Genomic DNA, 13,330 nt, shown 5'->3' with positions numbered 1-13,330 from the left:
AACTACTTTTTTGTTTGCGTCAGCTTTTTCCTTTTACATGTCAGAACTTCTTATTTTCGGCTTTCCTGTTTTTTATTATTTAGATGCCAGGAATTCATCTACCTGTGCCTGTGCAGCATCCATAACGTCCTGGAAACCTGCTGCCATTAATTCTTTCTTAATCTGCGGAACAACCTCTGCCGGGTCATTTACACCAGCCATAACTTCACTCTTGTAACGCAGCCATACTTCACGGCAGTTTGCAAGCTGAGAATCTACTTCTGTTGTGTCAAAGTTAAATCCAAGCATTACAGATGGAACAGCAGCTTCGTTGAGGGCTTTGATTTCACCCCACTGGTCAGTGGTTACTGTATCCTCCGGTGTAACAGTAAAGAAGGTACCCTGTGTATAACCAGCCATACTCCAGTCTGTGTTGATTTTATGTACTTTCTTCTGTCCGTCTACGTCTACATATTCAAAGTTCACGCCTTCTTCTCCATAGTAGAACATATCACGAAGAGTAGTATCTGTGTTTACCAGGTTCAGCAGTTCCAGACATTTTTCCGGATATTTGCTGTTTGCAGAAATCATATTCATAGAACCGCGTACGGTTTCATTGGAAAGAATAGTATCGCCCCATTTCTGAACAACAACCTCTTTACCCATGTCCGGTCCCCATGCAGTTTCACCGGCAGATTCCCAACCCTGGGCAATACGCCACATGTTGTATACACGAGCTTCTGTTAAAGTAGCAGCATCCGGGTTGATGATACCTTTTTTAGACCAGTCATGGAAGGTTTCCAGTGCAGCATAAATATCAGGTTCTTCCAGAGTAAAGCATACTTTACCTTTTTCATCATCGTATCTTACACCCAGAATCTGTGTACCAGCGCCTAACTGATCATATACGTCAAAGATAGAATAAACACCGTCGTTTTTCACATATACAGGGTAATCATTTTTCTCTTTTTTCAGCATCTCAAAAGTTGGTGTCAGAGATTCAACCGTTGTAAGGTTTTTGTAATCAATGTTGTACTCATCTACCAGTTCTTTATCCCAAACTGCATAGTTAGAAATAGAACTGTCTTTGTAAGCAGGAACACCGTAGATTCTGTCGTCTACCTTTACTGCGTCCCAATATTTCTCTGGCATCAGTTCGTTGAATTCCTTCATGATTTCAGGAATCATATCTGTGATATCTACATAAGCGCCTAATTTAATATCTGCTGTGTAGTTATTGCCATTACCGAAGATAATATCGTATGGTTCGTTGGTACTGATGATAATGTTTCTTCTGTCGTCCCAGTCACCCCATGGAATGACTTCCATTTCCAGGTTTACACCGATTTTTTCGCCAATGTAGTCATTTACTTTGCCAATCCAGGAGTCATAGTTTTCCGGCATACCGTTTCCAATGATCACCCATTTCAGGTTTACGACTTCATCACCGTTTGCATTTTTTGCAGTTTCTTTTTTTTTCTTCACCGCCGCAGCCTGCCAGTGTTCCGGCTGCCATAACGGCTGCCATACCAAGCGCTGCTATTTTTTTTAACTTCATAGCGTCCTCCTAAAATTTTATATAATTATTTAATTATTCTTTTACAGAACCAATGGTCAATCCGGAAATAAAGTATTTCTGGAAGAATGGATAGGTCAGGGCAATGGGGATAATGATAACCATTGCAATGGCCATACGCACAGACTCTGTTGGCATGCTCATCTTATACTGCTGCATGGAAAGTCCGCCGTAAGGGTTGTTTGCCAGATAGTCAATGTTGTTCTGAATACTGTTCAACATTGCCTGGAGTGTGTTCAGCTTGGTATCTGAAATATACAGAGATGCCTGGAACCAGTCATTCCAGTAACCAAATGCTGCAAACATTCCGATGGTTGCCATAACCGGCTTGGAAATCGGAAGTACAATTCCGGACCAGATACGAAACTGTCCTGCACCGTCAATTTTTGCTGCTTCAATCAGTGCATCAGGAACGGTTGTACGGAAGAACGTACGACAAATGGTAACACTGAAGGAAGAACAGGCCAGCGGCAGGATTAATGCCCAAATGGTATCTCGCAAGTTTAAAATGTTGTTGACTACTACATAAGATGCAAACATACCGCCATTGAACACCATGGGAATGAAAATAATCCAGGTGTATAGCTTTTTCAGTTTAAAGGTAGTTCTTGATGCCACATACCCCATGGAAGTAGTCAGACATACGGTAATCACCGTACCGATACAGGTTACCAGCACGGACATAACAAATGCCCGGATAATCATCTCTCTTTCATTCCACAGAAACATATAAGCTGCACTTGAAAATTCCTGTGGAATCAGATGATAACCACCTGCCTGGAGTGCCGACTCACTGGTAATGGAAATGGAGAAGGCAAACAACAGGGGAAAGATACACATACAGCCAAGAATCAGGAAAATAACGTTAAACACAATGTTTGTGGACTTTTTAATCTGATTCAGGGACGATGTTGCTTTATTCTTATTTTTACTCACTTTTGTCCTCTCCCTTCCTTAAATAATTCTGTTCTCATGGTCAATCTTACTTACTACCCAGTTTGCAAACAGAATGGTACCACAGCTGCAGATTGCCTGGAAGAAAGATGCTGCTGCTGTCTGTCCGATTGGCGCTGTAGACTGCATAGCCTTGTAAATAAAGGTATCAAAAGTAGATACTGTTTCATACAGAGAAGCAGGAATCTGTCCTGTTACCTGATAGAAAAGACCAAAGTCAGAGTTAAAGATTTTACCACAGTCCAGAATCAGCATCATAACAAATACAGGCTTAATTCCCGGAAGTGTAATGTGCCGCATCTGCTGGGATTTGGTCGCACCGTCCATAACTGCCGCTTCGTACAGTGACGGGTCAATACCGGTAATACTTGCCAGGTACATAACCATACCATATCCCATACCTTTCCAGGTATTCAGGATAACCAGGATAAACGGCCAGTATTTTGCCTCCTGATACCACATGACAGGATCTCCGCCCAGTGAAGTAATCAGACCGTTTAACAAACCCTTCTCCGGTGTCAGCAGTGCATATACGAAATAACTGATAACTACCCATGACATGAAGTAAGGCAGAAACATCATGGTCTGATAAATCTTGGATCCCCTCTTGTTAATCATATTGCTCAGCATCAAAGCACCGCCTACCGCAACACTGGCACTGATAATGATAAATACAATGTTTGTAGAGAATGGTGTTGCGAAGCAGCATAGAAAAAGCATTGGACGAAAAGAAGTATTCAAAGTTGCCAAACCCCGCCCAGTCACTATGGAACAGATTGTATATAAATCCATGTCCGCCCGGTGCCAGCTTATACTGCTTAAATGCAATAACAATACCGAACATGGGAAGATAGGAAAAGATAAGATACCAAATCAATGTGGGTACGGATAACAAAGTCAGTTCTGTATCGTCCTTTGTCCATCTTCTCTTGCGTACTTTCATCGGCTTTCCCGATGTTTTTTTTGCTCGCATTTTTCATGACCTCCCTTTTGTTTTTTTGTGTAAAATAACTATAACATTTATGAAAGCTTTATAAAATTTGAAAATTTTTAGATTTCCTGTACAAATTCTAGTAATATAAAAATCTTATTCCCACTCCGTTCCAATCTGCTCCCTTTAAAGATTTTTATGTATAGAAAATAAGAATTCCCGCATATAAAAAAAGAGTTCCCAGGCGGATTAAGCCAAAGCTTGCTCTATCCGTTTGATAACTCTTTTCTTTTATTTCCTGCTTTTTTTCGTTATTTTGCCTGTTTCCATGCATTAACCTGCTGCTGCATTTCTTCCATAACCTTGTCCACTCCGGTTGTGTCCAGCTTCTTTAAAAGCTTAGGCACATATTCCTCCGGGTCCACACTTCCTGTGTACAAGGCGTTTCCAAATTCGTCCAGCACATTCCGAAAACCTGCCACCTCTGTTTTCACCGGCTCCAGGTTAAAATCAAAGCCAAAGGAGGGGGCTGCTTTTGAATCATCGTTAAATTCTTTAAACACAGACCATTTATCAATGGGTTCCTTTTCTGTCACATAGGTGTTGAACAAACCGCCCTGCACCCAGTAAGGAACAGAATAATCTCTGCTCTTCTCTTCGTCCAGGACAATTTTGCGGTCATAGACATAAGGCTTTCCTTCTGCTTTTTGAGCCTCTTTCACCGGCACCTCTGCTTTGTGCCAATGTACGCCTTCTATGCCGTAATTTAAAAGATTCCGCAGATACTCGTCTGTATTAATCAGATTCAGAAGTTCCATTGCCTTTTCCGGATTTTTGGAATGTCTGTTTATTGCAGTCATGGCGCCTCTTGCCGATGCATTGGTAATCTGGGTATCCATAATCTGGCTGACCACCACGTCATAGCCCAGATCCTTCCCCCAGGCCAGTTCTGCATAGGGCTGGCCGTCCCCTTTGGTGACAAACCGCTTTACGCATTTATCATCAGAGGCCAGAGCCGCGTCTTTATTAATATATCCTGCCTCATAGTATTTCCGCATGGTCTTTAATGTGGACATCATGCGGTCTGTTTCAAAGAGATTCTTTACAGTCAGGGTTTCGTCCCCGTATTCAATCCCAATGGGATCTACAATTGTATCCATATAGGCAGGAGCGGAATAATCCTTTGTCAAATACATCGGCACCACGTCCGGCTCCTTTTCCTTAATGAGCTGCAGCCATGGTTCCAAATCCTCCACGGTATGTATCTCCTCATAGGGAATGTCGTACTTATCTACATATTCCTTTGTAAAAACCCACATGGGGCAGTTTGCCATTTCTTTTTCACTGGGTACGCCATAAACTTTACCGCCCACTCTGGCAGCCTTCCAGAAACGGTAATCTATACGTCTGTACATCTCCTTCCCCTTTTTCATCAGAAGCTCGTCCAGTTCCAGAAAAGCACCCTTTTGTGCGTTCTGCAGATAGTCATTGGTCCAGGAGGAGGTAAAGCACAAATCCCATTCGTCCTCTGTGGCTATCACCACCTGCATTTTCTGACTGTAATCGCCCCAGCCCACTTTGATAATATTCAGCTTCACACCAATGGTTTCTGCCAGATACTCGTTTACTGCTTCCAGCACCATGGTATCGTCTTTTTGTCTGTCCCCTACCTGATACCAGGTCAGCTCCGCCAGGTCTTTTTCCCCGGATCGAATTTCCCGCTTCTTCTGACACCCGGAAAATGCTGCAACAGCCAGAACCATACCCATTCCAAGGGCGACTGCCCTCTTTCCATGTTTCCAGTTCATGAAAGCTCCTCTTTCCTTTAGTATTTTTTCATATTTCTCAGGGAAGCCGGGGAAACTCCATAGCACTGCTTGAATTTCCGATAAAAATAGCTGGTATCCGGATATCCCACTTCCTTGGCAATGTCATTAATTTTCATATTGGTATTCAAAATCAGATCCTTGGCAATTCCGTTTTTCGTATTGCTTAAATACTGGGCAAAAGAACAGCCTGCCTCCTTCTGAAAAATCTGTCCCAGATAAGAGGCATTCATATGATATTTATAAGAAAGAGTTTTTAAGTTCATATCCTCCTTATAATTTTTCTGCACCTCTGCCATAATCTGTTTGACTACAGGCGTATACTGGGAGTCTTCTGTGTGGAGATAATTAATAATTTCCGCAACCTCAGAGGTAAAGATTGCCTTCAGACCCAGTATATCGTCTGCCTGATAAATTTTCTCAATAATCTCAGACAAATCCCGAAGATTGTCAGACTGTATCAGTTTGTATTCCACCTTGATGTCCTGCAGAATCATGGCGATTTTCAAAGTCATCTGATACAGGACGTCTACATTGACTTCGGATTTTAAGTTATTAACTATAAATGAGTAAATACCAAATATTGCACAAAATAAAGACACCCGCTGTTGAATGATGTATAATTGAAGTACCAACAAACAACATACTCAAACAACAAGGGGGTGCCCGTTGCAAACAGTATACATCATTCTAACAGTATTTACAATTACTTTAAAACCTTAAAACTCGGCTTATTTTTATCCGATGTGTACCTAAACCATCTGATGACTATCATTGTTTCCGTTTTCCTCCGTGGTTACAGGGGGAAAACTGTAGATTTCGCCGAAGTAAGTAACCAGCATAGAACCACAACCGCCTATTTCCTGAACCACGGCAAGTGGAATGATTCCGCTCTCCAGGATACTTTGAAAAATGCCGTCATACAGGTTATTTATCTGGAAGCGCAACGCTCAGGACAGCCTGTTTTCTGTATTGTGGATGATACGATTGCTTCGCATACCAGGCCTTCGTTACAGGCCGGGCATCCAATTGAAGCGGCGTACTTTCATCAATCCCATTTAAAGGGCTGTCAGGATTATGGGCATCAGATTGTTTCTGTCATGCTTTCCTGTAATGGGCTCATACTGAATTATGCCGACATCCTGTATGACAAATCAAAGTCAAAGATACAGATTGTCCAGGAGATTGCGGATGAACTTCCTGTGGCACCGGTGATTTCCTATTTCCTATGCGACAGCTGGTATACCTCCGTAAAGGTAATGGAGAGTTTTATCCGGAAAGGATTTTATACGATTGGAGCGCTGAAGACCAACCGGGTCATCTATCCATGCGGAATCCGCCAGAAAGTCAGTGAGTTTGCCCTTCATTTGAGAAAAACAGACCGTGCTGTCAGCCTTGTGACCGTTGGCGGCCGTGAATTCTATGTGTATCGCTACGAAGGAGAACTCAATGATATTCCAAACGCGGTGGTTATTATCAGCTATCCCCGGGAAGCTTTTGGAAATCCGAAATCGCTGAGGGTATTTATATCCACAAATGCCGGAATATCCACACAGGAAATCCTTGACACATATACAGAACGGTGGCCAATCGAATTATTTTTCCGTCAGAGCAAAAACAAACTTGCGCTGGACAAATGTCAGATCCGCTCACGGCAGGGAATCGAGCGGTATTGGCTGATCATGTCATTGGTTCATTACATGTGCTGTATGCATTCTGGGAAATACAATACCTTCGAGGAAGGATACCGGTATTTTCAAGATCAAGTCAAAACAGAGCGAATCGGTAATCTGCACCAGTTCATAAAAAATGGCGCGTCACTTGAAGCTGTTTTGAAACTGGTAGGGTAGTTTTGTGCAAATTTCAATATTTGCTCATTTATAGTTATTAATAAATAAATCCTCAATATAATTTAATGCGCCCTCTTTATCCTTTTTCAGAATGGTTTTCCTTAAGAGGATTTCGTCAATCACCACATCTGCGGATTTCCGGTCTTTGATATGGCTTTCGTCAATGCAGCTTCCATACCCCTCCAGCATACGGTATTTCTGCAGCTTTGATGCCATCTTGTAACACTCCGGAAGCATGGTATAGTCCTCTGTGGCATCGCTTAAAGTCAGAAAGCTCATAATACCGTAACTGCTTTCCAGACTGTTCTGGAAGCTGCTGTAAAATTCCAATATTTCCTGATTTTCCACTGATTTTTCGGTATATAAAAGTAAGAATAATAAATCCGGCGCCAGATAAATGGTCTTAATTTCCATGAGAGATTTCTGAAGCTCTCTTTGAATTTCATTCAGGCTTTCCCCATTTTCCAGAGTCCCTGTATCAATTTTCATAAGAGCGGCATAGACCTTGATATTTTCTTCCATTTTGGGCAACATCTCGTAAAAAGGGGCTTCCTCCTCCTTTTTCAGCTTTCCCTTTAAAAATCTGTGCCAGCTAATCTTCTCCCCCATACTTCCGGCTCTCTTCTGGTCAATCTCATCCAGATGCTTTCCTGCATTTATCAGAGCCTGATGAAACTGCTCTTCATCAATAGGCTTTAAAATGTATTCCTCCACGTCCAGCTTAAGGGCGGTTCTGGCATACTCAAATTCGTCATATCCTGACAAGATGATGCACCTGGTTCTGGAACTTAGTTTCCGGATTTCCCCCAGAAGCTTCAGACCGTTCATAAAAGGCATTTCCACGTCTGTCACAATAATATCTACAGGATTTTCCTTATACATTTCCAGTGCCTCCCTGCCATTGTGTGCCATGGCAGTTACCTCCATGGAAATCTCCTCCCAGTCTATAATATAGCGGACTCCCTGCAGAATAAGTTCTTCATCTTCCACAAGCATGACTTTCTTCATGAACTTCCATCTCCTCTATTTTATCCTCTATTTTAATCGTAACCTTTACAAGCAATCCCTGAGGCTTTGCTGCCTCTATGGAAATGCCGTATTCTTCTCCGTACACTGCTTTGATTCTTCTGTTTACATTGCTCAGTCCAATGGACGTCTTTTTATCTTTGTCCTTTGGATTTTCCCGAAGCAGCCGGTTCTTTTCCGCTATTTCTGCCTCTGTCATACCGCAGCCATTATCCCGGACAAACAACGTCAGGCTGCCCTGATTCCGCTCTGCCCATATGCGTACACAGTTATCCTCTCTTCCCCGGTCTATGCCATGAATAAAGTAATTCTCCACAACAGGCTGAAGGACAAATTTGATAATCGGTACGGATAAAAGTTCTGGCTCACAGGAAACTTCTGACCGGAAAATCCCCTTATACCGGTATTCAAACAGCTCCAGATACTGCTTGCAGTAATCCAGCTCCTGCCCCAGGGTGATAATATCTGTTTCTTTTAGCTGGCTTCTGAAAAGTGTTACCATGCTGTAGAGCATTTTGCCCACTTCCCGATCTCCGTTGCATATGGCCTTCATACGGATAGCCTCCAGGGTGTTGTAGAGAAAATGCGGATTAATCTGACTTTGCAGCGCCTGCATCTGGGCATTTTTCTTTTCAATCTCTGCCAGATAGCTTTTATTAATATACAGATTTAATTTTTCACACATGTTATTAAAGTGGTCTGCCAGCATATCCAGCTCGTCTTTTCTGTTTCTAATATCCACACGGGCCTGCAAATCTCCGGTTGCCACCTGGTTCATGGTATCCAGAATGGTGTCTACACGGGCAGTAAAGCGTCCTACATCATGTGCAATAAGCAAAATTCCCAGTATCATTACCAGAACCCCTACCCCCAAAATTGTAAAAAAAGCGGATACAGACAGGCGGGAAGCTGCTTTTTGGTTGAGAAGTGTACAGACCTCATACTCTCCTACGGTTTCTTTTTTCACAGAATCGTATTTTGTATCTGCCTGCAAATTCTCTTCAAAAACCGGCTGCTGCCCCTGAAAGTTGACGAAAAGTCCTGTATATTCACTGTTTCTTCTGATCTTCTCAAAAACTGCCTTTCCTTCAAAGGTAAAGACCATACAGCCTTCCTGTGCCATGGTATTGGGATTTCTGATTTCTCTTACATACACCAGCTTTCCCTCTTCCCCATACGTTCCGTCCCGAAAAGCATTGATTTTTCCCTTGCCGCTTTTGCCTGGATAAAAGATCTTGTCTGGATAACATTCTGTCATACGCAAATCATTATACCCTATCAGTTCCACTTTTTCCAGTTCCTGATAGGCTTCAAAAGCTTCTGTGATAAAATTGTAAATGCCTTTATATACCAGTGCGCTGGAAGCAGAATATCTGTCCAGGGACCACTGCTGATACTCCTCAGGATCCAAAGTGAAATAAGACAGCAAATCCTCCAGCTCGGAGGAGGAACGGTACAAATCCTGATAAAGATAATCCACCCGTTCTTCTGTTTCCCTGATATACTCTGCTGCATTTGCACTGATATGCTCTCTTTCCTCCTGGTTCTGTCGAAGAACACTCCTCTTAGACAGGTACATAAAATAAATCGTCAGCACAGATACAATCACCAGTGCAATGGCTGTATAGGTCCAAAACAGCTTAAAATATAACTGACTGCGCCTCCTTTTTTCCATTTCATTCCTCCTCTCCAAAAACCTCTGTAACGTCAAAAAGAGAGCACAATAAAATGGCTCTCTTTACCGGTTTTTACAAACCTGTTTTGCTCCTGTAAATACAAGAATTTTTTAAATTGTCAAAGGTATCATAGAAATTTCTATGGAGAAAGCTTCTGTATCTGTCCGTAACTGTTACAGAAGCTCTATACAGAAAAGGAACAAGAGGAGGCAGGGGCTGCCCTTTTGCGGACAGATAACAGCTCCATGATAATATGATGCTTACTAAAAAGAAACCATATAAAATTCCTTCAGACATTCCCTGCTTCCTCCTTCCTTTTGTATTTATTTTTCTCTAAGTGTTCTTAGATTTCAAATAAGATTGTCTTAATCTCAAATGGGTGAAGCTCCATCTCGATTGCTTTATCTGCGAATTCGCTGATTGCACGTTCTCTTAAATCACATTCTGCCCATGCCTTGTACGCAAATCCCGGTTTTACCTCTACTTTCTGTTTTGCTCCTGCAAAGTCATGGAAACGAACAACCAGATATTTTCCGTCTTCGGATTTCTTCACAGCGTCAATTTCCACCTGCGGATTGTCTACAGTAAAGAAGCTTCCGTAAGTAGTGGTATCTGCACCTTTGAACACGTCCATTGGATTGTTCAGCGCATAGGCCTCTTCCACTACATGGCCTTCTACAAAATCGCCCTTGTGCGGAAGCAGTGCGTAAGTGAACTCATGTCTTCCCAGATCCTGTAAGTGGTCTGGCTGCAGACCGGAACGAAGGAGAGAAATACGCATGACATTATCTTTTACATCATAACCGTATTTGCAGTCATTCATCAATGCCACACCGTAATTTCTTTCAGACAGGTCTGCAAATCTGTGTCCTACAGATTCAAATCTTGCCTGATCCCAGCTTGTGTTCCAATGGTTTGGACGGCGTACGTTTCCGTACTGGATATCATAAGTAGCAAACGTACTTCTGATATCTACCGTAAAGGCTGCCTTTAAGAGCTGCTGTCTTTCGTGGAAATCTACATCTGTCTTAAAGTCAATGCGTCTGTCCTGGCTGTACAGAATCATATCCTGAGAAATTACTGTGTTCATGTAATTCCAGTTCATATGGATAACCAGACGAAGCGGTCCGCACTGTGTCACTTCAAAACTGGTTAAGTCAGTCACTTCGCGCATTTTCTGCTGATAGAAGATATCAATATCCCATGCATCGTTGTCAAGAGGTTTATCTTCAAACATCTGCAGTACGTTTCCTCTTTCACCGGGAGCCAGCACTTCTCTTTCCTCTGTCTTGTCATAAAGACGTGTCATCTGGCCGTAGTCATTGAGGCTGATGGAGTAGAACGGTGTTTCAATGTTCTTTCCTTCTACAGAGAAGGCGCTGTTTTCTGCCTGTGTTTCTGCTTTTTTCGCTTTAATCACAGCATGTCCCATAGCCGGAACTTTTACCTGTACATAAGTAACGCCTTCTGCCTTCTGAGAAGGAAGTTCGTTTCCTTCTGCATCTGTAAAGACTGCGTTTTCTTCACATGGAACAGCTGCCAAATCTTCCAAATCCCAACCGGAAGCATTGTATACGGTATAACTTCCTTCTTCTGCATCAATCACGCTGTCTTTGAAGTCTTTGGTAACTTCCAGAGCCAGATTCTGTACTTTTTCGTAATCTCTTCTGCTGTCCTCGTATACTTCATGGATAGAAGAACCTGGGATAATGTCGTGGAACTGGTTTGTAAGAATCATCTTCCAGCCCTGTGTCAGTTTTTCCTGTTCTGCCTCGTCCATGTTCTTATCCAGAACCGCCTTCATAGCAGTAAGCCATTCTGCTTTTCTGTACAGAAGCTCCATTTTACGGTTCATACGCTTGTTGTAGCCCTGGCTGGTGTAAGTACCTCTGTGGTATTCCAGGTACAGTTCGCCGTCCCAGGTATGCACATACTGGTCTGTGTCTTTTACTGTTTTCTTTAATTTTCTGAAGTATTCTCCTGCTGTGGAGGTTTTCAGGTTCGGAAGTCCCGGAATCTTGTCGATTCTTCTTCTTGCTTCCAGAAGGTCACGGTTTACGCCGCCGCCGCCATCTCCGTATCCATAGGAAATCAACAGGTCTTTGTTCATTTCTTTTTCACTGTATGCGTCCCATACCCCTTTTACAGTCTTTGCTGTTAAAAGACCATTGTAGGTGTAGAACCAGGAGCCAGGTTCATTCCATGGTTCCGGTGTGGTGATAAAGTGTGTCAGCACTTCGCTGCCGTCCATACCTTTCCAGCGGAAAGTATCGTGAGGCATACGGTTAAACTGGTTCCAGCTGATTTTTGTTGTCATAAACATATCAATACCGGATTTTTTCAAAATCTGAGGCAGCGCCCAGGAGTATCCGAATACGTCCGGCAGCCACAGGTATTCCACATCTTTTCCAAACTCATCTTTAATGAATTTGCTTCCAATAAGAATCTGACGGGTAAGGGATTCACCGCTTGTCAGGTTACAGTCCGCTTCAACCCACATACCGCCGTCTGCTTCCCAGCGTCCTTCCGCAACACGTTTTTTGATTTCCTCGTAGATTTCCGGGAAATCTTCTTTGATGTATTCGTATAACTGCGGCTGTGTCTGCAGGAAAATGTATTCCGGGAACATTTCCATCATACGAAGTACAGTAGAGAAGGAACGTGACGCTTTTTCGTGTGTATGTTTTAATCTCCAAAGCCATGCCATATCAATATGTGTATGTCCTACACAGCTTACATTGATTGGAGAATTTTTGTCCATCTTATCAATTTTTTCGTTCAGCACATCATCAGCCTGATGCATGGTTTCATAGAAGGCATCGCTGCCCGGATAAGACCAGTCAATGCAGTGGCAGGCTTCGTCAAGGGCGATTCTCAGGTCATATTTTACCGGGTTTCCGTCGTCCAGATTCCTAAGGGTATCCAGAATCAGGGTTCCCATATAGTAAAAGTCATCTACTTTTTCGTCCAGACATGCCAAATCTGCCTGTGCAATTTTGTGTTCCTGGGCTCTTGGCACACCGCCGCCCTCTAAACCGGACCAAAGACGGAAAGTCAGGCTGAAAGTTTTTCCGTAAAGCTCTTCCGGGAAGAATACTTCCTTGTGATTTACGTCCACACCCTGGTATGGCTTCTCATTAATATAGCACATTGCCTCAAAGCCTGAGTTGTTTCCTGCTCCGGTGTTTCCAAAGTCAAAAACACCGACGACTCTCTGTCCCTTCCATTCTTCTGGAATGTGGACCTCCTTATGCAGCCAGAGATAACGGTCGCGCCCTGACCAGCAATCCCCTGTTTTAATGGTATTCCAGTTTTCAAAGCTTGTAGGAACTACAGGATTTACAACGCCCTGCTCGTCTTCGCACATGGCAAACTGCTCCATGGGAATGGCATTGCGGTATCTGTAGTTTTTGGCTTCTGATACTCGTCTGTCTAATTTTCTATCGGTTAAAAACATATCCATGATAGAACCTCCTGCTCTTGTATGTTTTATCTATTTCTGTTTTTATGCT

Annotated in this window: 10 protein-coding genes; 1 reads left to right on the top strand and 9 read right to left on the bottom strand. The window is 42.8% G+C overall.

Features of this window, described 5'->3' with window-relative positions; translation table 11 throughout:
* Positions 1-75: 75 nt before the first annotated feature.
* The 6 genes from DQQ01_RS03370 to DQQ01_RS03350 all read right to left on the bottom strand — a co-directional run bounded on the left by DQQ01_RS03370 (position 76) and on the right by DQQ01_RS03350 (position 5,781).
* Positions 76-1,464 carry an ABC transporter substrate-binding protein gene (locus tag DQQ01_RS03370; protein WP_242980525.1) on the bottom strand — a complete coding sequence of 463 codons (1,389 nt, stop codon included), beginning with the start codon at positions 1,462-1,464 and terminating at the stop codon, positions 76-78.
* Positions 1,465-1,570: 106 nt separating this feature from the next.
* Positions 1,571-2,491: a carbohydrate ABC transporter permease gene (locus tag DQQ01_RS03365; RefSeq protein WP_111918397.1), complete on the bottom strand. Its 921-nt coding sequence runs from the start codon at positions 2,489-2,491 to the stop codon at positions 1,571-1,573.
* A gap of 18 nt (positions 2,492-2,509) precedes the next feature.
* Positions 2,510-3,139, bottom strand: coding sequence for an ABC transporter permease subunit (locus DQQ01_RS18500; protein WP_330407619.1), 630 nt, complete (start codon positions 3,137-3,139; stop codon positions 2,510-2,512).
* Positions 3,120-3,482: an ABC transporter permease family protein gene (locus DQQ01_RS18495; protein ID WP_330407618.1), complete on the bottom strand. Its 363-nt coding sequence runs from the start codon at positions 3,480-3,482 to the stop codon at positions 3,120-3,122. Before DQQ01_RS18495 ends, DQQ01_RS18500 begins: the two co-directional genes overlap by 20 nt.
* 269 nt (positions 3,483-3,751) lie before the next feature.
* Positions 3,752-5,248 carry an ABC transporter substrate-binding protein gene (locus DQQ01_RS03355; protein WP_111918395.1) on the bottom strand — a complete coding sequence of 499 codons (1,497 nt, stop codon included), beginning with the start codon at positions 5,246-5,248 and terminating at the stop codon, positions 3,752-3,754.
* Between the two features lie 17 nt (positions 5,249-5,265).
* The gene (locus DQQ01_RS03350; protein ID WP_242980523.1) at positions 5,266-5,781 is read right to left on the bottom strand and encodes a helix-turn-helix transcriptional regulator; all 516 of its coding nucleotides are present in this window, start codon (positions 5,779-5,781) and stop codon (positions 5,266-5,268) included.
* A 249-nt stretch (positions 5,782-6,030) separates the two neighbouring features.
* Here DQQ01_RS03350 and DQQ01_RS03345 point away from each other — a divergent pair, with 249 nt between their 5' ends.
* Positions 6,031-7,116, top strand: coding sequence for a transposase (locus DQQ01_RS03345; protein WP_111917880.1), 1,086 nt, complete (start codon positions 6,031-6,033; stop codon positions 7,114-7,116).
* A 24-nt stretch (positions 7,117-7,140) separates the two neighbouring features.
* Here the strand turns inward: DQQ01_RS03345 and DQQ01_RS03340 are convergent, their stop codons facing one another.
* From DQQ01_RS03340 to DQQ01_RS03325, 3 genes are all read right to left on the bottom strand, one after another.
* Positions 7,141-8,124 (bottom strand): response regulator, encoded by a 984-nt coding sequence (locus DQQ01_RS03340; RefSeq protein ID WP_111918393.1) that lies wholly within the window; start codon positions 8,122-8,124, stop codon positions 7,141-7,143.
* Entirely contained in the window at positions 8,096-9,817 is a 1,722-nt protein-coding gene (locus tag DQQ01_RS03335) for a sensor histidine kinase (protein WP_111918391.1), read from the bottom strand. Before DQQ01_RS03335 ends, DQQ01_RS03340 begins: the two co-directional genes overlap by 29 nt.
* A 344-nt stretch (positions 9,818-10,161) precedes the next feature.
* Positions 10,162-13,275 carry an alpha-mannosidase gene (locus tag DQQ01_RS03325; protein WP_199797995.1) on the bottom strand — a complete coding sequence of 1,038 codons (3,114 nt, stop codon included), beginning with the start codon at positions 13,273-13,275 and terminating at the stop codon, positions 10,162-10,164.
* Positions 13,276-13,330 lie beyond the last annotated feature (55 nt).

The organism is Blautia argi (assembly GCF_003287895.1).
Taxonomy (GTDB): domain Bacteria; phylum Bacillota; class Clostridia; order Lachnospirales; family Lachnospiraceae; genus Blautia; species Blautia argi.
The sequence above is the reverse complement of the archived record's forward strand: the minus strand, read 5'-3'. Positions and strand labels throughout refer to the sequence as shown.

Bases quoted from the DNA above. Each gene is read 5' to 3' on its own strand.
- DQQ01_RS18500 (WP_330407619.1), bottom strand. From the start codon at position 3,139: ATGCTGAGCAATATGATTAACAAGAGGGGATCCAAGATTTATCAGACC.
- DQQ01_RS18495 (WP_330407618.1), bottom strand. From the start codon at position 3,482: ATGCGAGCAAAAAAAACATCGGGAAAGCCGATGAAAGTACGCAAGAGA.
- DQQ01_RS03355 (WP_111918395.1), bottom strand. From the start codon at position 5,248: ATGAACTGGAAACATGGAAAGAGGGCAGTCGCCCTTGGAATGGGTATG.
- DQQ01_RS03350 (WP_242980523.1), bottom strand. From the start codon at position 5,781: ATGACTTTGAAAATCGCCATGATTCTGCAGGACATCAAGGTGGAATAC.
- DQQ01_RS03345 (WP_111917880.1), top strand. From the start codon at position 6,031: ATGACTATCATTGTTTCCGTTTTCCTCCGTGGTTACAGGGGGAAAACT.
- DQQ01_RS03340 (WP_111918393.1), bottom strand. From the start codon at position 8,124: ATGAAGAAAGTCATGCTTGTGGAAGATGAAGAACTTATTCTGCAGGGA.
- DQQ01_RS03335 (WP_111918391.1), bottom strand. From the start codon at position 9,817: ATGGAAAAAAGGAGGCGCAGTCAGTTATATTTTAAGCTGTTTTGGACC.
- DQQ01_RS03325 (WP_199797995.1), bottom strand. From the start codon at position 13,275: ATGTTTTTAACCGATAGAAAATTAGACAGACGAGTATCAGAAGCCAAA.